This window comes from Arthrobacter sp. Dra40 (assembly GCF_059091905.1).
Genome location: NZ_JBNHHB010000055.1, coordinates 12562 through 32516, shown reverse-complemented (window position 1 = coordinate 32516; position 19955 = coordinate 12562). Strand labels below are relative to the sequence as shown.

General features: G+C 66.2%; 18 protein-coding genes. 13 read left to right on the top strand and 5 right to left on the bottom strand.

Annotated features, from left to right (window positions below):
- Positions 1-114 precede the first annotated feature (114 nt).
- The 3 genes from AC5RWT_RS19665 to guaB1 form a co-directional block, all read right to left on the bottom strand.
- Positions 115-1173: a hemolysin family protein gene (locus AC5RWT_RS19665; protein ID WP_494081641.1), complete on the bottom strand. Its 1059-nt coding sequence runs from the start codon at positions 1171-1173 to the stop codon at positions 115-117.
- On the bottom strand, positions 1173-2516 hold the full coding sequence (locus tag AC5RWT_RS19660; RefSeq protein ID WP_494081640.1) for a hemolysin family protein: 1344 nt from the start codon (positions 2514-2516) through the stop codon (positions 1173-1175). The genes AC5RWT_RS19665 and AC5RWT_RS19660 overlap by 1 nt, the downstream gene beginning before the upstream one ends.
- A 351-nt stretch (positions 2517-2867) precedes the next feature.
- Positions 2868-4322, bottom strand: a complete 1455-nt coding sequence (guaB1, locus tag AC5RWT_RS19655) for a GMP reductase (protein WP_494081639.1) — start codon at positions 4320-4322, stop codon at positions 2868-2870.
- Positions 4323-4776: 454 nt separating this feature from the next.
- Between guaB1 and AC5RWT_RS19650 the strand changes: the two genes are divergently transcribed.
- The 5 genes from AC5RWT_RS19650 (at position 4777) to AC5RWT_RS19630 (ending at position 11074) form a co-directional block, all read left to right on the top strand.
- Entirely contained in the window at positions 4777-8574 is a 3798-nt protein-coding gene (locus tag AC5RWT_RS19650) for a multifunctional oxoglutarate decarboxylase/oxoglutarate dehydrogenase thiamine pyrophosphate-binding subunit/dihydrolipoyllysine-residue succinyltransferase subunit (RefSeq protein ID WP_494081638.1), read from the top strand.
- 87 nt (positions 8575-8661) lie between these two features.
- Positions 8662-9261, top strand: a complete 600-nt coding sequence (locus AC5RWT_RS19645; protein WP_494081637.1) for a GDSL-type esterase/lipase family protein — start codon at positions 8662-8664, stop codon at positions 9259-9261.
- Positions 9262-9476: 215 nt separating this feature from the next.
- Positions 9477-10310, top strand: coding sequence for a DUF4097 family beta strand repeat-containing protein (locus AC5RWT_RS19640; RefSeq protein WP_494081636.1), 834 nt, complete (start codon positions 9477-9479; stop codon positions 10308-10310).
- A complete protein-coding gene (locus AC5RWT_RS19635) occupies positions 10310-10906 on the top strand; it encodes a PadR family transcriptional regulator (protein WP_494081635.1) in 597 nt (198 codons plus the stop codon). The genes AC5RWT_RS19640 and AC5RWT_RS19635 overlap by 1 nt, the downstream gene beginning before the upstream one ends.
- 93 nt (positions 10907-10999) lie before the next feature.
- Entirely contained in the window at positions 11000-11074 is a 75-nt protein-coding gene (locus AC5RWT_RS19630) for a 50S ribosomal protein bL37 (protein WP_369299106.1), read from the top strand.
- Positions 11075-11270: 196 nt separating this feature from the next.
- Here AC5RWT_RS19630 and rsrA read toward each other — a convergent pair whose 3' ends face one another.
- Positions 11271-11534 carry a mycothiol system anti-sigma-R factor gene (gene rsrA, locus AC5RWT_RS19625; protein WP_494081634.1) on the bottom strand — a complete coding sequence of 88 codons (264 nt, stop codon included), beginning with the start codon at positions 11532-11534 and terminating at the stop codon, positions 11271-11273.
- Positions 11531-12232: a sigma-70 family RNA polymerase sigma factor gene (locus tag AC5RWT_RS19620; protein WP_493966198.1), complete on the bottom strand. Its 702-nt coding sequence runs from the start codon at positions 12230-12232 to the stop codon at positions 11531-11533. Before AC5RWT_RS19620 ends, rsrA begins: the two co-directional genes overlap by 4 nt.
- A gap of 327 nt (positions 12233-12559) precedes the next feature.
- Here AC5RWT_RS19620 and AC5RWT_RS19615 point away from each other — a divergent pair, with 327 nt between their 5' ends.
- The 8 genes from AC5RWT_RS19615 to AC5RWT_RS19580 all read left to right on the top strand — a co-directional run bounded on the left by AC5RWT_RS19615 (position 12560) and on the right by AC5RWT_RS19580 (position 19949).
- Positions 12560-13141, top strand: coding sequence for a DoxX family membrane protein (locus AC5RWT_RS19615; protein WP_494081633.1), 582 nt, complete (start codon positions 12560-12562; stop codon positions 13139-13141).
- A 5-nt stretch (positions 13142-13146) separates the two neighbouring features.
- The gene (gene aroA, locus AC5RWT_RS19610) at positions 13147-14472 is read left to right on the top strand and encodes a 3-phosphoshikimate 1-carboxyvinyltransferase (RefSeq protein ID WP_494081632.1); all 1326 of its coding nucleotides are present in this window, start codon (positions 13147-13149) and stop codon (positions 14470-14472) included.
- A 2-nt stretch (positions 14473-14474) separates the two neighbouring features.
- A complete protein-coding gene (gene rsgA / locus AC5RWT_RS19605) occupies positions 14475-15578 on the top strand; it encodes a ribosome small subunit-dependent GTPase A (RefSeq protein WP_494081631.1) in 1104 nt (367 codons plus the stop codon).
- Between the two features lie 67 nt (positions 15579-15645).
- Positions 15646-16527, top strand: coding sequence for a histidinol-phosphatase (gene hisN, locus AC5RWT_RS19600; RefSeq protein ID WP_494081630.1), 882 nt, complete (start codon positions 15646-15648; stop codon positions 16525-16527).
- Between the two features lie 25 nt (positions 16528-16552).
- Entirely contained in the window at positions 16553-17311 is a 759-nt protein-coding gene (locus AC5RWT_RS19595) for a class I SAM-dependent methyltransferase (protein WP_494081629.1), read from the top strand.
- 64 nt (positions 17312-17375) lie between these two features.
- Positions 17376-18290, top strand: a complete 915-nt coding sequence (locus tag AC5RWT_RS19590; protein ID WP_494081628.1) for a metal ABC transporter substrate-binding protein — start codon at positions 17376-17378, stop codon at positions 18288-18290.
- Positions 18287-19066 carry a metal ABC transporter ATP-binding protein gene (locus tag AC5RWT_RS19585; RefSeq protein WP_494081627.1) on the top strand — a complete coding sequence of 260 codons (780 nt, stop codon included), beginning with the start codon at positions 18287-18289 and terminating at the stop codon, positions 19064-19066. Before AC5RWT_RS19590 ends, AC5RWT_RS19585 begins: the two co-directional genes overlap by 4 nt.
- Positions 19053-19949 (top strand): metal ABC transporter permease, encoded by an 897-nt coding sequence (locus tag AC5RWT_RS19580; protein ID WP_494081626.1) that lies wholly within the window; start codon positions 19053-19055, stop codon positions 19947-19949. The genes AC5RWT_RS19585 and AC5RWT_RS19580 overlap by 14 nt, the downstream gene beginning before the upstream one ends.
- Positions 19950-19955 lie beyond the last annotated feature (6 nt).

Sequence of the window (19955 nt, the reverse complement as noted above, 5' to 3'; positions counted from 1 at the left end):
ACACGGCCCCGCGCCCGGGAGCAGCTTTCCGCGGCCGCCTGCGCGCCCGCCAGCACCCGCGACTTTTATTCGCCAGCGGCCGCCTGCGCGGTCCGCGGAGGGGGTCCGAGACGTTTATTCTCCGGTGCGGCGCAACCCCTGGGCCTGCGTCTCGTCGCGGATCTCGCCCACGAGGACCTCCAGCACGTCCTCGAGGAACAACACGCCGTGCGTGCTGCCGTCGGTGCCCAGCACGCGGGCCAGGTGCGAACCGGTCCGCTGCATCACGGCAAGCGCGTCCTCGATTTCTTCATCGAGTGCCAGATTGGCCAGCGTGCGGACCTTGGTCACCGGGATCGTCTTATTGAACCTGTCCTCGGGGATGGTCATGACGTCCTTCAGATGCAGGTACCCGGTGAGGTTCTCGTCCGCGTCGGCCACGGCAAACCGGGAGAACCCGGTCCGGCTCACGGCACGTTCAAACTGCTCCGGCGTGGCGTCGACGCCGATGGTCACCAATTGGTCGAGCGGCACCATCACGGCGGCCGCGGTCACGGCGGAGAACTCCAGCGAGCTGGAGATCAGTCCGGCGTCGTCGTCGACCAGCCCGTGCCTCGTGGACTCCTGGACGATGGACTGGACTTCTTCCAGCGTGAAGGTGGAAGAGACCTCGTCCTTCGGCTCGATCCGCACGGCCCGCAGGATGTGGTTTGCCGTCCAGTTCAGTGAGGATATGACCGGCCGCACCAGCTTGGACACTGCCACCAGCGGCGGAGCCAGCAGCAGCGCGGCCTTATCTGCCATGGAGACGGACATGTTCTTCGGGACCATCTCGCCAAAGGTCACATGCAGGAACGTCACCAGCAGCAGCGTCACGGCAAACGCGATGCCGTAGGAGATCTCGTAGGGAATGCCCAGCCACCCTTCCAGCGGCAGCAGCAGCAGTTCCTTGATGGCCGGCTCTGCCACGTTCAGGATCAGCAGCGAACACACGGTGATGCCCAGCTGCGCGCACGCGAGCATCAGGGAGACATGCTCCATGGCCCACAGCGTGGTCTTTGCCCGCTTTGATCCGCTGTCAGCGAGCGGCTCGATCTGGCTGCGGCGGGCGGACATGACCGCGAATTCGGCGCCGACGAAGAACGCGTTGGCGAGCAGCAGCACCACCAGCCAGAAAATACCCATGGCGGCCATCAGAGCCCACCTCCGGCGTTGCCGGTGTCAGGCAGCACGGCACCGGTTGGCTCAGCGGGAATGAAGCGCACGCGGTCCACCCGCCGTCCGTCCAACCGCTCGACCTCCAGCGTGCCGCCGTCCACCGAAACGGTGTCCCCGACGACCGCAATCCTGCCCAGCTGCGCCATGATGAAGCCGCCAACAGTTTCGTAGCTGGCTTCATCCGGCACGGTGAGCTGCGGGATTTGCTCGCTGACCTCGTCCGGACGCATCAAACCGGGGAAATACCAGTTCCCTGCCGCGCTTTGCAGCACGCCGGGCTTCACCCGGTCGTGTTCGTCCGCGACTTCACCGACTATTTCCTCCACCAGGTCCTCCAGCGTCACCACACCCGCGGTACCGCCGTATTCATCGAGGACGACGGCGAACTGAAGGTTTGCGGCGCGCAGCTCCGCGAGCAGCGAATCCAGGTGCACGGTCTCCGGCACCCGGAGCACATCGGCCATGATGGTGGCCGCAGCCAGGTGCGGACGCTTCTTGCGCGGCACGCCAATGGCCTTTTTAATATGCGCGACGCCGCGGACGTCGTCCGGGGAATCTCCGAGCACCGGGAACCGGGAGTACCCGGTGCGGCGGGCCGCGGCAATGAGGTCGGCGACAGTCTGATCTGCATCGATGAACTCAACCCGGATGCGCGGTGTCATCACGTCGGCCGCTGTCCGGCCGGAGAAAGACAGCGTCCGGGCGAGGAAGTTTGCGGTGCCGGCATCCAAGGTGCCCATTTCGGCCGAGCGGCGCACCAACGATGCCAGCTCCGAGGGCGTGCGGGCCCCGGAAAGCTCTTCCTTGACCTCCAGCCCGAACAGGTGCAGCACCTTGTTGGCGAAGCCGTTAAGCATGACCACGAACGGCTTGAACACCGCGGTGAAGATTAACTGCGGCCGCGCGACCACCTTGCCAACCGCCATCGGCAAAGCGATGGAGGCGTTCTTGGGCACCAGTTCGCCCAGCAGCATGGACAGCAAAGTAGCGATGCCCATGGCGATCACCGCGCCGACCGGATGGATGACCGCGTCGGCCAGGCCCAGCGCCGTCAGCGGCTGCCGCAAGAGGGTGCTGATGGCCGGTTCCATCAGGAATCCGGTGAGCAGCGTTGTCAGGGTGATCCCGAGCTGGCAGCTGGAGAGCTGCGTGGAAAGGGACTTCAGGCATTTCATCAGCGGAGCTGCACCGCGGTCGCCGTTGTCGATGGCTCGCTGCACAGTTGGCTGGTCAAGCGCCACCAGGGCGAATTCCACGGCGACAAAGAATCCGGTACCGAGAATCAGCAGCAGGCCGGCGGCGATCTGGATCCATTCCATTATTGCGGCACCGTCCTCAACTTCAGGCGGTCCGCTGGAGGGGGGTCATCCGAGCCCGGACTAGGAGGCTCCTGACTGGCCGCGCGGGCGGCAAGGGTGTGATGGGCACGTGCACGGGATTTGCCGGTGCTGGGTGACGCCTCGCACGCGGCGCCCGTGTGGGCTGCCTGTGCTCCCGCGGTACGGCATGCTGCCTGCCCTGCGGGGCGCGTCACGGACCGGCTCCTAGAATAGCTGTCCATTATGGGCTATAGCGTAGCAGCCGGCTTCCGCCGCGGGCAGTTTTTTGCGGCCGTTCTGCCGGGGGCGTACCAGCCACGGCGCCCGGAGCGACCGGCGCCAGCCGTCTCCCTACCAGCTCTGCGGTACCGGACGGCCTTCTTCATAGCCGGCGGCTGACTGCACACCCACAATGGCGCGTTCGCGGAACTGAACCAGGTTCTGCGCACCTGCGTAGGTCAGCGAGCTGCGCAGACCGGCAGTGATGTCGTCCAGCAAGTCCTCCACGCCGGGGCGCAGCGGGTCAACGTACATTTTGGACGACGAAATGCCTTCTTCGAAGAGCGCTTTTCGTGCCCGCTCGAAAGCGTCGTCGCGCCGGGTCCGGTTCTGCACGGCGCGCGCCGACGCCATGCCAAAGCTCTCCTTGTATTTCCGCCCGTTGCTGTCCGTCAGCAAGTCCCCCGGGCTTTCATGCGTCCCGGCGAACCAGGAGCCGATCATCACCTGGCTGGCGCCGGCCGCCAACGCCAGGGCAACGTCCCGCGGATAGCGGACTCCGCCGTCGGCCCATACATGGGCGCCGAGCTCCCGCGCAGCCTCCGCACATTCCTGCACGGCTGAGAACTGCGGCCGGCCCACGGCGGTCATCATCCGGGTGGTGCACATGGCTCCCGGACCTACGCCGACCTTGACGATGTCCGCGCCGGCTTCCACCAGGTCGCGCACTCCCTCGGCGCTGACCACGTTGCCCGCCACCACCGGAACCTGCGGATCCAAGCTGCGCACCGCTTCCAGTGCATCGAACATCTTGCGCTGGTGCCCATGGGCCGTATCCACCACCAGCACGTCCACCCCGGCCTGCAGCAAAGCCTCGGTTTTGGCACGGACATCGCCATTAATCCCGACGGCGGCGGCTACCTTGAGCCGGCCCTGTGCGTCCAGTGTGGGGTTGTAAATGGTCGAGCGCAACGCGCCGGCACGGGTGAGCGCGCCGACCAGCATGCCGTCGTCGTCCACCACCGGTGCAAAAGATGCCGAGGCCGAGTCGAACAAATCGAAGGCCCGCCGCAACGCAGTGTCCGCGCCGACGTCGAACATGGAAGCCTCCAGCAAGAGCGGATGAGCCGCCATCACTGCCTCCAGCGAGGCATACCGGTCAACGCCCTCGCAGTCCTCCGCGCGCACCACCCCCACGCATTTGCCGGCGTCGTCCACCACCGCGGCCGCGCCGTGCGACCGCTTGTCCATCAGGTGGAGTGCGTCGATGACGGTATTGCCCGCCGTCAGCTTCAACGGGGTTTCAAAGACCGTGTGGCGGGCCTTGATCCAGCCCGTGACCTCTGCCAGCACGTCCAACGGCACGTCCTGCGGCAACACGGCCAGCCCGCCGCGTCGCGCTATTGTCTCTGCCATCCGGCGTCCGCTGACCGCGGTCATGTTCGCCACGACCAGCGGGATGGTGCTGCCGGTGCCGTCGCCGGCGGCCAGGTCCACATCCAGCCGGGAAATGACATCCGAGCGCGAAGGCACCAGGAAAACGTCCGAATAGGTCAGGTCGGTCATCGGCTGATTAATCAGGCGCATAGTTGCTCTCTTTACTCATCGCCGTGCACGCCGGCGGGACGGCCGGTCGGTGCGTTGGTGCGGGTCAGTCGGACTGGAAGGTAGCCGGGGTCCGGGCACGGCGGTCACGGCCCCTGCGCCCCCAGGTGTGGCGGGCCGCTTGCGGCAGCGTGACTGCGCCGCGAAACAGCGTGGTGCAACCGCCAAGGGCGGCCCGGCCCTGTAGAACTCTCCCGGCTCCCCTGAGAGTCTAGAGGCACACGGCTCCTTAATGAATTGGCGCGGGTTCAGAGGTACAAGGGGGTAAAGATTAGCCTGCGTTGCGAAAGTGTCATTAGACTGGCTACTGGTCCAGATCTAGTGCGCGGCAGATGCGCACTCGCAATTCCGCTGCTAGCCGGCAGGTCCGGAAACAGCCAGGGGAATCGTGTGATCTGCAGGGCAAGCGGCAATTCACGGAAGAGGCGTATCACAAGTGCCAGAGCATCCCAACCTTCGTCTACCCGAGGAATTCGGCGGTAACGAATGGCTCGTCGATGAAATCTACGAGCAGTACCTCCAAGACAAGAATTCCGTGGACAAGAAATGGTGGAGCATCTTCGAGGCAGCCAATGGTGGCGCCGGCAGCCCGAATGACACGACGGCTCCCGCGACAGCTGCTACCGCAAAGTCCCCGTCCCGCCCCGCCCCGGTAAGCGGCACCCCCGCTGCCTCGGGTGAAAGCACGGCTCCGGACCGGGCAGGAACCAAACCCGTTCCGGCCGACAATGCACCTGCCGCCAACACGTCCACCGAGACCGCTTCCGCCCCTGCCAAGCCGGCAGCGAAGGCTGAGCCGAAGCCGGCCCCGATCCCCGCCCAGCTGCCCAAGTCCGCGCCCAGCGCTGTAGCGGAAGATGACACTGTCACCGTGCTCCGCGGCCCCGCCAAGGCCATCGCCACCAACATGGACGCCAGCCTCAGCGTGCCCACGGCCACCACGGTGCGCGCGGTTCCGGCCAAACTGCTGATCGACAACCGCGTGGTGATCAACTCCAATTTGGCCCGCGCCCGTGGCGGCAAGGTCTCCTTCACACACCTGATCGGCTACGCCGTTGTCAAGGCGCTGGGCCAGTTCCCGAGCCAGAACGTCCACTATGACGAGGTCGACGGCAAGCCCGTTGCGGTCCAGCCGGCCCACGTGAACTTCGGCATCGCCATTGATATGCCCAAGGCCGACGGCACCCGCCTGCTGGTGGTGCCGAACATCAAGCGCGCCGAAACCATGAACTTCTCCGAGTTCTGGCACACCTACGAGGACCTGATCAAGCGCGCCCGTGCCGGCAAGCTCACCGCCGACGACTACGCAGGCACGACCGTTTCGCTGACCAACCCGGGCGGCATCGGCACGGTGCACTCCGTCCCCCGGCTGTCCAAGGGCCAGGCCACCATCGTGGGCGTCGGTGCCCTCGAGTACCCCGCCGAGTTCCGCGGTGCCAGCGAACGGACCATCGCCGCGCAAGGCGTCGGCAAAATCATCACCCTGACCTCCACCTACGACCACCGGGTGATCCAAGGAGCCGGCTCGGGCGAGTTCCTGCGCCTGATCGAGTCGCTGCTGCTGGGCGACCAGGGCTTCTATGACGAGATCTTCGAAGCGCTCCGCATCCCCTACGAGCCCGTCCGCTGGCGTCCGGACAATCAGGTGGACGTTGACCTGCAGGTCAACAAGGTGGCCCGCATCCAGCAACTGGTGCACGCCTACCGCGTCCGCGGCCATCTGATGGCAGATATCAACCCGCTGGAGTACGTCCAGCGCAAGCACCCGGACCTGGACATCAACACCTACGGGCTCACCTTGTGGGATCTGGACCGCGAATGGGTCACCGGCGGATTCGGCGGCAAGGACCGCCTGAAGCTGCGTGACATCCTCGGCGTGCTGCGCGATGCCTACTGCCGCACCACCGGCATCGAATACATGCACATTCAGAACCCGGCCGAGCGCGAGTGGTTCCAGAGCGAGCTGGAACGCGAGTACGCAAAGCCCAGCCGCGAGGAGCAGCTGCGCATCCTGGGCAAGCTCAACGCTGCCGAAGCGTTTGAAACCTTCCTGCAGACAAAGTTCGTGGGCCAGAAGCGCTTTTCGCTGGAAGGCGGCGAGTCCCTGATCCCGCTGCTGGATGCAGTGATCTCCGACGCCGCCGACGACGGCCTGGACGAAGTAGCCATCGGCATGGCCCACCGCGGCCGGCTGAACGTGCTCACCAATATCGCGGGCAAGACGTACGCACAGGTCTTCCGCGAGTTCGAAGGCACCCAGGATCCGCGCAGCGTCCAGGGCTCCGGTGACGTGAAGTACCATCTGGGCACCGAGGGGAAGTTCACCTCCGACAACGGCAACGAGACCAAGGTCTACCTCGCTGCCAACCCCTCCCACCTTGAGGCCGTCGACCCGGTGCTCGAAGGCATCGCCCGCGCCAAGCAGGACCGTCTGGACAAGGGCGACGAATTCCCGGTGCTGCCGGTGATGATCCATGGCGACGCAGCCTTTGCCGGCCAGGGCGTCGTGGCGGAAACGCTGAACCTGTCCCAGCTGCGCGGCTACCGCACCGGCGGCACGGTGCACATTGTGGTCAACAACCAGGTCGGATTCACCACCTCGCCGCAGGCCTCGCGGTCCTCGGTGTACTCCACCGATGTTGCCAAGATGATCCAGGCGCCGGTGTTCCACGTGAACGGCGACGATCCTGAAGCTGTGGTCCGCGTAGGCCAGCTGGCCTACGAGTACCGTCAGCGGTTCCACAAGGACGTCGTCATCGACATGGTCTGCTACCGCCGCCGCGGACACAACGAGGGCGACGATCCGTCGATGACCCAGCCGATGATGTACAACCTGATCGAGGCCAAGCGCTCCACCCGCAAGCTGTACACCGAAGCCCTGGTGGGCCGCGGCGACATCACCCAGGACGAGGCCGACCAGGCACTGCGCGACTACCAGGAACGGCTGGAGCGCGTGTTCGCCGAGACGCATGCCGCGCAGACTTCGCCGCTCCCGGTGATCACCAAGGACTCCGCCGCGGTGTCCGATCTGGAACGCCCGATGTCGCAGCAGGCCGAGGAATCCGACAACGTGCCGGCCGGAACAGCCATCTCCGCCGACATGATGGCGAGGATCGGCAAGGCCCATATCGAGGTGCCTGAAAACTTCTCCGTCCATCCGAAGCTGAAGGCACTGCTGGAGCGCCGCGAGCAGATGTCCCGCGAAGGCAACATCGACTGGGGCTTTGGCGAACTCGCAGCCTTCGGCTCGCTGCTGATGGAAGGGGTTCCGGTTCGCTTGGCGGGCCAGGATTCGCGCCGGGGCACCTTCGTGCAGCGCCACGCAGTCTTCCACGACCGCGTCACCGGGGAAGAGTGGGTCCCGCTGAGCCACCTGTCCGACGACCAGGCCAAACTGTGGATCTACGATTCACTGTTGTCCGAGTATGCGGCCATGGGCTTCGAATACGGTTACTCAGTGGAGCGCCCGGACGCGTTGGTGCTCTGGGAGGCGCAGTTCGGCGACTTCGTCAACGGCGCCCAGACGGTGATCGACGAGTTCCTCTCCTCGGCCGAGCAGAAGTGGGGCCAGCGGTCCTCGCTGGTGCTGATGCTGCCGCACGGCTACGAAGGCCAGGGCCCGGACCACTCTTCGGCCCGGATTGAGCGCTTCCTGCAGATGTGTGCCGAGGACAACATGATCGTGGCCAACCCGACCACGCCGTCCTCGCACTTCCACCTGCTGCGCCGCCAGGCCTACAACCGCCCGCGCAAGCCGCTGATCATCTTCACGCCCAAGCAGCTGCTGCGGCTGAAGGCCGCTGCGGCCAAGGTCGAGGACTTCACCACCGGCACGTTCCAGCCGGTTATTGGAGACTCCCAGGACCTGAACGCCAATGAGGTGGACCGCGTGGTGCTGGTCTCCGGCCGGCTCTACTATGACCTGCTGGCTGCCCGGCAGAAGAACTCCGACACCAAGACCGCACTCGTGCGTGTGGAGCAGCTGTACCCGCTGCCGGTCGAGGAGATCAAGGCCGAGCTGGCCAAGTACCCGAACGCGGACATCGTCTGGGCCCAGGACGAACCGGCCAACCAGGGCCCGTGGCCGTTCATGGGCCTGTACCTGCCGGAGGCACTGGACCGTCCGCTGCGTTTGGTCTCCCGCCCGGCGTCGGCGGCTACCTCCACCGGTTCGGCAAAGCGCCATGCCGTGGAGCAGGACGTTCTGGTCAAGAAAACCTTTGAACGCCAGTAAGTAAGATAGTGGGCGGGGTGCCGCAGGGCGCCCCGCCCACTTTCGTTTAAGCACCGCTACCAGCCCCGTCAACCCAGAAAGCTACTCGTGGAGCAACGCAGAATCAGGATTGCCGCAGTGGGTGATCAACTGCTGGCCGGCGTGGGCGACCCGCGCGCCCTCGGCTGGCTGGGCCGAACGCTGGCCCGGACCAACCCGGATCCAGCCACCCTGGAGTCCTTCGTGCTGGCTTCGCCCAATGAGGGAACCGAGGAACTGGCCAGCCGCTGGCTGCAGGAAGCCGGGCGGCGTTTCGATGACGGCTTCGAAAACCGCCTCGTGATCGGGCTGTCCGGCCGCGACCTTGAGCTCGGACTGTCCACGGCCCGCAGCCGGCTGAATCTGGCGAACATCCTGGACGGTGCGGCACAGCTGAGCGTCAAGGTCTTCGTGGTTGGCCCCCCGCCCGGACTGGACGCGGACCGCAACATCCAGTTGGCGGAACTGTCGAATGCCTTCGGCGATGTCACCACACGCCGCAAGCATGTCTTCGTCGATACGTTTACCCCCTTGCTCAACCACGAGCAGTGGCGCACGGACCTGGCCGGCAACGGCGGAACTCCTGGCCAAGCGGGTTACGGGCTGATGGCCTGGCTGGTACTGCACCGCGGGTGGTACCCGTGGCTGGACCTGCCTGAACCGTTTTAGCGACGCCACGACAGGCAGTCCGAGGCACTCTGCAGCCCCGAGGGCGGGTCAGGACAAGGATCCTGCCCCGCCTTTGCTGTCGCTGCCTCCCGCTCCGCTGCCCGCACCTTCCCAGCCGCGACCTCTTGCCGCCCGCTGAGTTGCGATATATCGTGACTCGTATCACGAGATATATCGCGTTTGGAGCGATGTATCGCCAGAGGCAGGACAGTCCCATGAACGACGACGACGACGCTTGGAGCATCGACGGCCCGCGGACCATCGACGTAGACGGTGTCCGCTCGCTGAAGGCCTCCATCGTCAAAGGGCGGCTCGACATCATCGTCCATGACGAGCCGACAGTCCGCGTGGAGGTTTCGGAGGTTATCGGCTCTCCGCTGGAGATGACCCTGCGCAGCGGCACGCTGGAGATCAGCCACAGCAAGGCCGGCGAGGGCCCGCTGGGCTTCCTGACCCGGCACGCCAATCTGACGCTTTCCGGAGTCGGGGAGGAAGCCGTCATCAGCATCGCCATCCCCCGGGCCGTTCCGGTCAAGGCGGCAACCGTCAGTGGTGACGGGCTGGTGTGCGGCGCCACGGCCGGTGCAGAGCTGAGCACCGTGTCCGGCTCCATGATGGCCGACGACACTGCCGGGAAGCTCACCGTCAAAACGGTCAGCGGCGAAGCCATCGTCCGCCATCACAGTGGCGACCTGGTGGCCAAGAGCGTCTCGGGTGAAGTAACAGCTTCAGGCTACCTGGAGCACATCCGTGCCAGTACGGTCAGCGGCGACCTCAGCTTCGATCTGCACGGCACTCCGCAGGACCTGGCAGTCAATTCCGTCTCCGGCGACGTCACCGTGCGCGTGCCGGACGAGTGCGGGGTGGATGTGGCCGCTTCCTCAGCTACCGGCACCATCACGGTGAACGACCAGAAGTTCTTCGGCTTCCCGGAGAAGGTGAAGACCCGGATTGGCCCCGCAGGCCGCGGGCTCATGCTCCGCTCAACCACCGTTTCAGGCACCTTGGCCGTTTTCCATCGCGACAACGCCGGAAGCCAGGTCAACTGATGCCTCCGGTATTCGCTCACGGCGCCTTGCGCCTTTATCTGCTCGCGCTGGTGGCGGAAGGCGACAAGCATGGTTATGACATTATCCGTGCCCTCAGCGACCGGTTCGGCGGCACCTACTCCCCCAGCGCGGGCACGGTCTATCCGAGGCTAGCCAAGCTGGAGGACGAGGGGCTGGTCACCACGGCCTCGGACGGGCGCCGGACGGTGTACAGCATCACCGCTGCCGGACTGCAGGAACTGGCCGCGCGCCGGGACGAGCTGGCCGATGTCGAAGCGGACATCTCGGCGTCGGTGCGGCGGCTCGCGGACGACCTGCGGGAGGAACTGCGCAGTTCCATGAAAGGGTTGCGGGCGGACCTTGCGGCCTCAGCCGAAGCGGCCCGCACCAGCGCCAGGAAGTCCCCGCGGGCAGCAGATGCCGCAGGACACCGCACCGTGAAGGAACTGGAACACCTGCTCAACGACTTCCGCGACGACGTCAGGGTGCAGCTGCGCAGAGGCAGCGCGGCCGGCACCGTGGACGAAGTTGCCGTGCAGACCATCAGGACGGTGCTGGAGCAGGCCCGGGCTTCGATCACCGCGGCCTTGCGCTGACCACTTGACGGGACCTGCCGTTGGTTAGGACGAGCCGCGAGCATATGAAAGACTGGTACGCAGTTCTTTTTTATCCAGCAAAGGAGGCAGCCCATGAGCAAGCGAGCACGCAAGCGCCGTGACCGTAAGCGCGGCGGCGCAAACCACGGCAAGCGCCCCAACACCTAAGCAGTTGGGCAACAGCCTTCGCGGCTGACGCTGCTGAAAGAAGAACCCCCGCACCCATTGGGCCGCGGGGGTTCTTTGCTGTTCCTGCAGGCTGACCCGTCTCCGGGCAGCCCATAGCCGGTGCCGGCTTCCAGACAATGCCGGCTTCCAGACAATGCCGGCTTCCAAAAAGTGCCGGTACAAGACCGTGCCGGTTCTAGACGGTGTCGACTTCCGGAATATGGCTGATCTTGTCCAGAATGCGCTCTTTCAGCGTCTGCGGTGCCGCCTCCTGGCAGGATCGCTTCACCACGGAACGGATCAGGCATTCCAGGTTGTGTTCTTCGGCGCACTCGGGACAGTTATCCAGGTGCGCCTTGATTTCAGCTAGGTCTTCGCGCGAGAGCGCGCCGTCAACGTACTCGTAGATTCGTTGCATCCGGTCGTCTTCGCAGTCGCCCAGTCCATGGCAGTCGCTCATTTGCCGTTCTCCTGTTGTGTCCCCACCGCCGCCGCGGCGCTTTTCTTGTCCTTGGTGCCCGTCATGCCGCGTTCGTGCGCATAGTCCGCGAGCAGCTCGCGCAACAACTTGCGTCCCCGGTGCAGGCGGGACATCACGGTCCCGATGGGGGTGTTCATGATTTCCGATATTTCCTTGTAGGCGAAGCCCTCTACATCCGAGAAGTACACGGCCAGCCGGAATTCCTCCGGGATGGCCTGGAGTGCGTTCTTGACATCTGAGTCCGGCAGGTGGTCCAGCGCCTCGGCTTCCGCGGACCGGAGTCCGGAGGAGGTGTGCGAGGCAGCCTGGAACATCTGCCAGTCCTCTACCTGGTCCGTATTGGACTGTTGCGGTTCGCGCTGCCGCTTCCGGTAGAGGTTGATGTAGGTGTTGGTCAGGATCCGGTACAGCCACGCCTTGAGATTGGTCCCGGGCTTGTACTGGTGGAATGCGGAGAAGGCCTTGGTGTAGGCCTCCTGCACCAGGTCCTCGGCATCGCTGGGATTGCGTGCCATCCGCATTGCGGCCGAATACAGCTGGTCCACATACTGCATGGCGTCGCGTTCAAACCGGGCACGGCGCTGATCGGCAGTTTCCGTCTGGACGTCGACCTCATCCCGCTCCCCGGTTGTGCCGGGTGTGCGGTCCTGGGTGGCGTCCGAATTCTCAGTCGTCATTGGCTCCCAGTCTACGCTGAGCTGCACGAACGCCGGGGCGGACGCTGTGTCCGCAACCGGTCCCGCATGGTCCCGTTCGGCAAGCGCTGTAGCCACAAGTTCTCCCTCCGGTGCGACCCTGTGGGCCGGAGACGATGCACCGGCCTTCCTCTCCTAGCTAACCGTCGTTCCCGCGCTACTATTCCCCGCCGGCCGTGGTAACCGGCCCTGCAAGGTGTGCGGTGCCAACAAAAGTGCCAAACTAGTGTGCAGTGCCACCTTCCCCCGGCGCCGCTGGAGGGAAGGGCGCAGATTCCTTCGACGCACGCTGACAGCCAGGAGGCTTCCATGTCAATCGTCCGCCTTGCCGCCCGCCCGCTGCTGGCCACCAGCTTTGTAGCTACCGGCATCGACCGTCTGCGCCACACCGAGGACACGGCGGCGTCCCTGCGACCGCTCGTTCAGCAAACGGGGTCCGTCCTTCCCGCGACCGGCACGCTCGCCGGGCAGGAGAAGCTGATCGCCCGTGCCCTGGGCGCAGCCCAGGTGGGAGCGGGTGTCCTGCTGGGCATGGGCAAGTTCTCGCGGCTTGCGGCTGCGGTGCTGGCCAGCACCGCTGCCATCCACACTGTGGTGGACTACCGGGCTGCCGATGCCGCGACGGCGGACGCCAGGCGCTCCCGCCGCAACCAGCTGCTGAAGAACCTGTCACTGATCGGGGCCGTCATGTTGGCGGCTGTGGATACCAACGGCCAGCCTGGCCTGGTCTGGCGAGCCGAGCACCTGGCGGCCGATGCCCGCCGCAACGTCCGGTCCCTCAGCAAAGGTGCGCGCCGCAATGCGGGGTCGCTTGGCAAGGACGCCCGGAACCAGTTGAAGAAAGCCGAACGCGCAGTGCGCACAGCCACGGCGGATGTGGTGGGATCCTGAACGCTATGCCCCTCCCTGCCAGCCATTGGCCGGCTCCCTACGCTGAGGCGCCGATTGACGCCACCGTCCAGATTCCTGCCTCCAAGTCCCTCACCAACCGCTATCTGGTGCTCGCGGCAATCGCGGACGGCCGGTCGCGGCTGCGTGCTCCGCTGCATTCACGCGACACCCTGCTGATGGTCGAAGCGCTGCGGTCCTTGGGAGCCGTTATCAGCGAGGCCGAAGGCGACGGCCGGTTCGGCCCCGACCTGTTGGTCGATCCCATCGATCCGGGCCGGCCGCTGGGCAGCGCCGGCGTCGACTGCGGGCTGGCCGGAACGGTCATGCGGTTCGTGCCTCCGCTGGCTGCGCTGTGCAGCGGAACAGTTGAGTTCGACGGCGACCCGGCCGCACGGCGCCGGCCCATGTCTCCTACCATTGACGCACTGCGCCGGTTGGGCTTGGACGTGGACGACGCCGGACACGGCAGCCTGCCGTTCAGCATCACCGGTACCGGCGGCGTGGCCGGAGGCCACCTGGCGATCGACGCCGGCGCTTCCTCGCAGTTTGTCTCCGCCCTCCTGCTGGTGGGTGCCCGTTTCCGCGACGGCCTGCACCTCGAGCACACCGGTGGCCGGGTGCCGAGTCTGGACCACATCACCATGACAGTCCAGCTGCTGCGGGACCTGGGCGTAGCGGTGGACGACTCGACGCCCAACCACTGGGTGGTCTCCCCCGGCCCCATCCGCGCCTTCGACACCAGGATCGAACAGGATCTGTCCAACGCCGGCCCGTTCCTGGCGGCCGCGCTGGCCACCCGCGGCAGGGTCCGGATTCCCAACTGGCCCACTGCCACCACCCAGGTGGGGGATGCCTGGCGGGACATCCTGCCGCAGCTTGGCGCCACGGTCACACTGGACAACGGGACCTTGACGGTCATCGGTGGCGACTCGATCACCGGCGCCGATCTTGCCGATACGAGCGAACTGGCGCCGACCGCGGCAGCGCTGTGCGCACTGGCCGACGGCGAGTCCCGCCTGAGTGGCATTGCGCACCTGCGCGGCCACGAAACCGACCGTTTGGCTGCCTTGGTGGCGGAAATCAACCGCTTGGGCGGCGACGCCGAGGAGACTGACGACGGGCTGCTCATCCGGCCGCGTCCGTTGCACGGCGGACTGTTCCGGTCCTACGAAGACCATCGCATGGCCACCGCTGGCGCCATCATCGGCCTGGCCGTCCGCGGCGTGGAGGTCGAGGACATCGAAACCACGGCGAAGACCATGCCCGAGTTCCCGCAGCTCTGGCAGGACATGTTTGCTGCCGCACCGTCTCCCGCGGCCACCGAGGGCTGACGGTGGCGCGCAGTACCGGAAGCTGGGACGAATCGGATGTGCGCATCCGCCCCAACAAGCGCGGAACCCGTCCGCGCACCAAGGACCGTCCGTCGTACAAGGACGCCGAGCTCGGCCGGATCGTCACCGTGGACCGCGGCCGCTATACCGCCGTCGTTGATGAAGACACTCCCGACGAGCGCATCGTCGTGGCCGCCCGCGCCCGCGAGTTGCGCCGCACGCCGGTGGTGGCAGGAGATTTCGTGGCCCTGGTCGGTGATGTTTCCGGCGAGTCCGACAGCCTCGCCCGGTTGGTGCGGGTAGAGGAACGCCGCACCCTGCTGCGCCGCAGCGCGGATGACACGGATCCGGTCGAACGCGTGGTGGTGGCCAATGCCGACCAACTGGTGATCGTGGTGGCCGCCGCAAACCCCGAACCCCGCACCGGGTTCATCGACCGGGCACTGGTGGCGGCGTACGATGCCGGGATCACCCCGCTGCTGTGCGTCACCAAAGCCGACTTGAAGGATCCTGCCGAGCTGCTGTCCAACTACGAGCATCTGGAGCTGCCGGTTATCGTCAGCCGCACCGCCGCCGTCGACGCTTCAGGGATTGATACGCGCTCCGACGAAGGCCTGTCCGCCCGGCTGGACACCGAGGCCGTGGCCCAGCTGCGCGGTTATCTCGATGGGAAAGTCACCGTCACGCTGGGCCACTCGGGGGTGGGCAAATCCACCATGGTCAATGCGCTCACCGGAGCCCAGCGCGCCACCGGCGGAGTCAACGCCGTCACCGGGCGCGGCCGGCACACCTCGTCGTCGGCCCTGGCACTGAAGGTTTTGGACTCGCCGGCCGGGACCTGGATCATCGACACGCCGGGAATCCGCTCCTTCGGGCTGGCCCATGTGGACCCCGACCGCATCCTCTCCGCCTTCCCGGACTTGGAACCGGGCACGGCGGACTGCCCCCGCGGCTGCAAACACGATGCGGCTGCCGTCGGCTGCGGGGTTGACGCCTACGTGGCGGAAGGCGGGGCCGGCGACGCCGGGCCAGCCAGGCTGGCGTCCCTGCGCCGCCTGCTGGGCGTCGAAGAACGCGCGGAGGCCAAGGAACTCGGCACCGTCTAGGTTCGCCTCCCCCGGCTGCAGGCGCTGCCTCCCGCGCCAGCACTTCACTTACCGATAGGTTGAACCTATGACCCTCGCTCCGCAAAGTTACAACGACGATCTGCGCCTGGCCCACGTGATGGCCGACTCCGTGGACGCGCAGACCATGGCCCGCTTCAAGGCCCTTGACCTGAAGGTGGAGACCAAACCGGATTTGACCCCCGTGACGGATGCGGACCGTGCAGCCGAAGAAGCAATCCGGGGCCAGCTTTCCCGTTCCCGGCCGCGCGACGCCGTGCTCGGCGAAGAATTCGGCAGCAGCGGCCACGGCGCCCGCCGCTGGATCATCGATCCGATTGACGGCACCAAAAACTTTGTCCGGGGCGTCCCGGTCTGGGCCACCCTCATTGCTTTGGTGGACGAGGGGCAGCCGGTCGTCGGCCTGGTCAGCGCGCCGGCGCTGGGCAAACGGTGGTGGGCCGCCAAAGGAACCGGCGCCTACACGGGACGCTCGCTGGCCACCGCGACCCGGCTTCAGGTCTCCGCGGTGGACCGATTGGATGACGCCTCGCTGTCCTACTCCAGCCTCGGCGGTTGGAAGGAACGCGGCAACCTGCACGACTTCCTCGACCTGACCGACTCTGTCTGGCGAACGCGCGCGTTCGGCGATTTCTGGTCGTACTGCCTGGTGGCAGAAGGTGCCGTGGACATCGCCTGCGAACCCGAACTCAATCTGTATGACATGGCTGCACTGGTGCCGATCGTCACCGAAGCCGGCGGGCGGTTCAGCTCGCTGGAAGGCGAAGACGGCCCCTTCGGTGGCAACGCGCTGGCGACCAACGGCCTGCTGCACCAGCAGGCCTTGCACCGATTGAACCCCGAACTGCGCGGACAGCGTCCCGCCGGAACGGCCGGGGCCTCCGACAGCGAGGCAACCGGCCGGATCGAAGCCGGCGGCGAGGGCCGGTAACAGCCCCGCGCACAAGGAGCACCACGTGGCACACAGCGGCCCCCGGATGGACGATGAGCAGCGCCGAGCCTACGCCAACACTTTCCAGCAGGGCGGCGAACACTACGACCGCATCCGTCCGGGCTACCCGGACGACGCCGTCGACTGGCTGCTTCCCGCAGGGGCCAGGACCGCCGCCGACGTGGGAGCCGGCACCGGCAAATACACCGCCGCACTGGCCGCCCGCGGGCTGCAGGTGGTTGCGGTGGACCCCTCGCCGGACATGCTGGCCCAGTTGGAGCGCAACCTGCCCGGCGTGGCCACGGTGGTGGGCAGCGCGGAGGACACAGGCCTCGCCGGCGCCAGCATGGACGTAGTCACCGTGGCCCAGGCGTGGCATTGGACCGATCCCTTGCGGGCCAGCACTGAAGCAGCCCGGATCCTGAAGCCCGGCGGAACCTTGGGGATGGTGTGGAACCAACTGGATACCGGCGTGCCCTGGGTGCACCGGCTGTCGCGCATCATGCATGCCGGCGACGTGCTCAAACCCGATTTCCGCCCCCGGATCGGCCCGGAGTTCAGCGGGCTGGAAGGGCACGTAACCCGCTGGCATGATCCGCTCAGCACTGATGACGTCATGGAACTGGTCAAGACCCGCAGTTATTACCTGCGCGCGAGCGAGGTCACCCGGGCGAAGGTCTTGGCCAATCTCGACTGGTACCTGCACGAACATCTGGGCCACTCCCCCGGATCGCTGGTTGAGCTCCCCTACCTGACCCACAGCTGGCGCGCCCGGACACTTTAGGGACGGCGGCAGCAGGCCCCTGCCGCCACTTGTTCAGGGGGCGTCAATCCTGCATGATTTAGGCATGCCGAAATTTATTTTCAAGGCATGCCTGCTGGCTGTAGCGGTCATGCTGGCGGTGACGGGCTGCACCAAGCCGCCCGGTTCGACTGCGGCACCGCCCGTCGAACGGCCACTGGTGCTGACCACCTTCACCGTACTGGCGGACATGGCCGGCACTATCGGCGGCGGATACGTCGAAGTCGCCTCCATCACCAAGATCGGCGCCGAAATCCACGGCTACCAGCCCACGCCGTCGGACCTGGTCAGGGCCCAGGAGGCCGACCTGATTCTTGACAACGGGCTGGGCCTAGAACGCTGGTTTGAACGGTTCCTGCATGCCGTTCCAGCCCCGCATGTGGTCCTCAGCGAGGGCGTGAAACCGGTGAACATCACCGCCGGGAACTTTGAAGGCAGACCCAACCCCCACGCGTGGATGTCCCCGAAGGCAGCCAAGGTCTATGTGGACAACATCGTGCACGCCTTAAGCCGCTTGGTGCCTGCGCACGCCGAAGATTTCCGCCGCAACGGCGCCGCCTACAAGCGGGAACTGGACGTGTTGATGGCCGACCTCCGGTCAGCCTTCGCCGATACAGCGGCCGTTCCGGCCCTGGTCACTTGCGAGGGTGCCTTTTCGTATCTGGCCCGTGACGCCGGACTGCGCGAGGCCTATCTCTGGCCGGTGAATTCCGATGCCGAAGGTACGCCGCGGCAAATCCAGAAAGTCATTCGAGAAGTCGCCGAACACCACATCCCGTCGGTGTTCTGTGAATCGACAGTCAACCCGAAGTCGATGCAGCAGGTTGCCGAAGCCACCGGCGCCCGGCTCGTCACGCCGCTGTATGTGGACTCGCTCTCTGGACCGAACGGCCCCGTGCCCACCCATCTGGAGCTGATCCGGCACGACATCTCCCTGATCAAGGAAGGACTGGCCTCGTGAACATCCCCGTCCTCCCCGCCGGTGCCGCCGCCATCTCGGTGGCCGCCCTCAGCGTGTCCTACAACGACGTCGTTGCCCTCGAGGACGTCTCTGTCACCGTGGCACCCGGGACCATCTGCGGGCTGATCGGCGTCAACGGCTCCGGCAAGTCCACGTTGTTCAAGTCACTGATGGGGCTGGCCCACCCGGCGTCCGGCCGGGTGGGACTGTTTGGGCATTCCCCCCGCCAGGCAAGGAAGCTGAACCTGGTCAGCTACGTGCCGCAGTCCGAAGACGTCGATTGGACCTTTCCGGTGTCGGTGCGGGACGTGGTGACCATGGGCCGTTACGGCAGGCTGGGGCCCATGCGGCGCCCGCGTCGCGAGGACCGCGAAGCAGTACACGCGGCCCTGGAGCGCACCGGTCTTGCCCAACTGCAGCACCGGCAGATTGGCGAACTCTCCGGAGGACAGCGCAAACGCGCCTTCGTGGCCCGCGGCATTGCCCAGGACGCCGGCCTGCTCCTGCTTGATGAGCCATTCGCCGGAGTGGACAAAGCTTCTGAAGCGGTCCTGATCGCCCTGCTGAAAGAACTGCGCGACGAGGGCAAGACCATCCTGATCTCCACCCACGATCTGGCCGGCATCCCGCAGTTGTGCGACGAGGCGATACTTCTGCACCGGAAGGTCCTGGCGCATGGCCGCCCGGCCGAGGTCTTGACCAACGACAACCTGGCCGTGGCCTTCGGCTCCGCGCTTGCCGGCCTCCCGGAAGGAACCCGCCGTGGACGTGCTTAACTGGCTGCTTGAACCGCTGCAGTACGGGTTCCTCACCCGTGCCCTGGTGGTGACGCTCGCCGCCTCAATCGTGTCCGCCGTGTTGTCCTGCTGGCTGATCTTGATGGGCTGGTCGCTGATGGGTGATGCGGTGTCCCACGCCGTGCTGCCCGGCGTGGCGCTGGCGTACATCATCGGTGTGCCGTTCTCGATCGGCGCTTTCGTCTTCGGCGCAGCCGCGGTCGCGCTGATCGGCGGCGTGCGCGGCTCCACGCGCCTGAAGGGCGATACGGTAATCGGCGTGGTTTTCACGGCGTTCTTCGCCGCCGGCCTGGCGATCATCTCCAAGACACCGAGCCAGACCGACTTGCAGCACATCCTGTTCGGCAATGTTCTGGGGGTCAGCGACGGGGAACTGCTGCAGGTGCTCGTCCTCGGGGCGGTGACGCTGTGCGTGCTGCTGTTCAAGCGCCGCGACCTCACGCTGTTCGCCTTCGACCGCATCCACGCCCATGCCATCGGGCTCAACACGCGCTGGCTGTCGGTGCTGCTGCTGGGGCTGCTGGCGCTGACCGTCGTCGTCGGCCTGCAGGCAGTGGGCATCGTGCTGGTGGTCGCCATGTTGATCACCCCGGGAGCCACCGCTTTCCTGCTGACCCGGCGCTTTGACGCCATGCTGGCCATCGCAGCCTCGGTCACCGCCGCGGCCTCGGTCGCCGGCATTTACGCCAGCTACTACCTGGACGTCGCGACCGGGGCGGCGGTGGTCCTGGCGCAGGCCCTGGTCTTCCTCGTGGTCTATCTGTCCGCGCCGCGGACCGGGGTAATCTGGCAGTTGGCGCGGCGCAGATCCGCTGGGCAGCGGTCGGCCGTGCAATCCGGAACCCGCGCCGCAGAACCGTAAGCCTGC

Bases quoted from the DNA above. Each gene is read 5' to 3' on its own strand.
- AC5RWT_RS19665 (WP_494081641.1), bottom strand. From the start codon at position 1,173: ATGGCCGCCATGGGTATTTTCTGGCTGGTGGTGCTGCTGCTCGCCAAC.
- AC5RWT_RS19660 (WP_494081640.1), bottom strand. From the start codon at position 2,516: ATGGAATGGATCCAGATCGCCGCCGGCCTGCTGCTGATTCTCGGTACC.
- guaB1 (WP_494081639.1), bottom strand. From the start codon at position 4,322: ATGCGCCTGATTAATCAGCCGATGACCGACCTGACCTATTCGGACGTT.
- AC5RWT_RS19640 (WP_494081636.1), top strand. From the start codon at position 9,477: ATGAACGACGACGACGACGCTTGGAGCATCGACGGCCCGCGGACCATC.
- AC5RWT_RS19635 (WP_494081635.1), top strand. From the start codon at position 10,310: ATGCCTCCGGTATTCGCTCACGGCGCCTTGCGCCTTTATCTGCTCGCG.
- rsrA (WP_494081634.1), bottom strand. From the start codon at position 11,534: ATGAGCGACTGCCATGGACTGGGCGACTGCGAAGACGACCGGATGCAA.
- AC5RWT_RS19620 (WP_493966198.1), bottom strand. From the start codon at position 12,232: ATGACGACTGAGAATTCGGACGCCACCCAGGACCGCACACCCGGCACA.
- AC5RWT_RS19615 (WP_494081633.1), top strand. From the start codon at position 12,560: ATGTCAATCGTCCGCCTTGCCGCCCGCCCGCTGCTGGCCACCAGCTTT.
- aroA (WP_494081632.1), top strand. From the start codon at position 13,147: ATGCCCCTCCCTGCCAGCCATTGGCCGGCTCCCTACGCTGAGGCGCCG.
- hisN (WP_494081630.1), top strand. From the start codon at position 15,646: ATGACCCTCGCTCCGCAAAGTTACAACGACGATCTGCGCCTGGCCCAC.
- AC5RWT_RS19590 (WP_494081628.1), top strand. From the start codon at position 17,376: ATGCCGAAATTTATTTTCAAGGCATGCCTGCTGGCTGTAGCGGTCATG.